At 67.8% G+C, this 1,891-nt stretch carries 1 protein-coding gene; it reads right to left on the bottom strand.

Annotated elements, in window-relative coordinates; all coding sequences use genetic code 11:
• A partial coding sequence (gene acs / locus DIE22_RS37715) for an acetate--CoA ligase (protein ID WP_124607544.1) occupies window positions 1-1,891 on the bottom strand: 1,891 nt, incomplete at both ends.

Here is a 1,891-nt window from a genome sequence, read left to right as displayed (position 1 = left end):
AGCTGGTCGAGGATCGCCGGGTTCTCGAGCGTGGACGTGTCCTGCGTGATCGCCTCGCCCTTGGCGAGCGAGCGCAGCAGGCGCCGCATGATCTTGCCCGAGCGCGTCTTCGGCAGGTTGTCGCCGAAGCGGATGTCCTTCGGCTTCGCGATCGGCCCGATCTGCTTGCCGACCCAGTCGCGCAGCGCCTTCGCGAGCGCCGCCGCTTCCTCGCCTTCCGGGCGCGAGCGCTTCAGCACCACGAACGCGACCACCGCCTCGCCGGTCGTGTCGTCCGGGCGGCCAACCACCGCCGCTTCGGCAACCAGCTCGTGCGAGACCAGCGCCGACTCGATCTCCATCGTGCCGAGCCGGTGGCCCGACACGTTCAGCACGTCGTCGATGCGGCCCATGATCGTGAAGTAGCCGGTGTCCTTGTCGCGCACCGTGCCGTCGCCGGCCAGATACAGCCGGCCGCCGAGCTCCTCGGGGTAGTAGCTCTTCCTGAAGCGCTCCGGGTCGCCCCAGATCGTGCGGATCATCGCCGGCCACGGACGCTTGACGACGAGAATCCCGCCCTGCCCGTTCGGCACGTCCTGGCCCGTCTCGTCGACCACCGCGGCCATGATGCCCGGCAGCGGCAGCGTGCACGAACCGGGCACCGTCGGCGTCGCGCCCGGCAGCGGCGTGATCATGTGGCCGCCGGTTTCAGTCTGCCACCACGTGTCGACGATCGGGCAGCGCTCCTGGCCGACGTGCTTGTGGTACCACATCCACGCTTCCGGATTGATCGGTTCGCCGACCGTGCCGATGATGCGCAGGCTCGACAGGTCATAGCTCTTCGGATGGACCTTGTCGTCGGCCTCGGCGGCCTTGATCAGCGAGCGGATCGCGGTCGGCGCGGTATAGAACACCGTGACCTTGTGATCGCCGATCATCTTCCAGAAGCGGCCGGCGTCGGGGTAAGTCGGCACGCCCTCGAACACGACCTGCGTGCCGCCGCACGCGAGCGGGCCGTACGTGATGTACGTGTGGCCCGTGACCCAGCCGATGTCGGCCGTGCACCAGAACACGTCGGTCGGCTTCCAGTCGAAGGTCCACTTCATCGTCTGCGCGGCCCACAGCAGGTAGCCGCCGGTGCTGTGCTGCACGCCCTTCGGCTTGCCGGTCGAGCCCGACGTATACAGGATGAACAGCGGATGCTCGGCGCCGACCCATTCCGGCACGCACGTGTCGGACTCGCCGTCCGCGATTTCGTGCATCCACAGGTCGCGCCCGGCATGCCAGTCGATCTTGCCGCCGGTGCGGCGATAGACGATCACGCTCTTGACCGCTTCGCAACCGCCCATCGCGATCGCTTCGTCGGCGATGCTCTTGAGCGGCAGCGTCTTGCCGCCGCGCGCCTGCTCGTCGGCCGTGATGAGCGCGACCGCGCCGACGTCGACGAGCCGCTCGTTCAGCGATTTCGCGGAGAAGCCGCCGAACACGACCGAGTGCGTGGCGCCGATGCGCGCGCAGGCCTGCATCGCGATGATGCCCTCGATCGACATCGGAATATAGATGATGACGCGATCGCCCTTGCCGATCCCGCGTTTCTTCAGCGCATTCGCGAAGCGCGACACGCGTGTGAGGAGCTCGGCATAGGTGATGCGCGTGACGGTGCCGTCGTCGGCCTCGAAGATCACGGCGACGCGCTGGCCGTTGCCGGCTTCGACGTGGCGGTCCAGGCAGTTGTACGACGCGTTGAGTTCGCCGTCGTCGAACCACTTGTAGAACGGCGCGTCGCTCTCGTCGAGCACCTTCGTGAACGGCTTGTGCCAGCTGAGGCCCTCGCGCGCGAGACGCGCCCAGAAGCCTTCGTAATCCTGCTCGGCCTCGGCGGCCAGCGCCTGGTAGGCCGGCATGCCGGAAA

Origin of the sequence: Burkholderia sp. Bp9142, assembly GCF_003853415.1 — a bacterium.
Taxonomy (GTDB): domain Bacteria; phylum Pseudomonadota; class Gammaproteobacteria; order Burkholderiales; family Burkholderiaceae; genus Burkholderia.
This window is presented reverse-complemented; position numbering and strand designations above follow the sequence as displayed.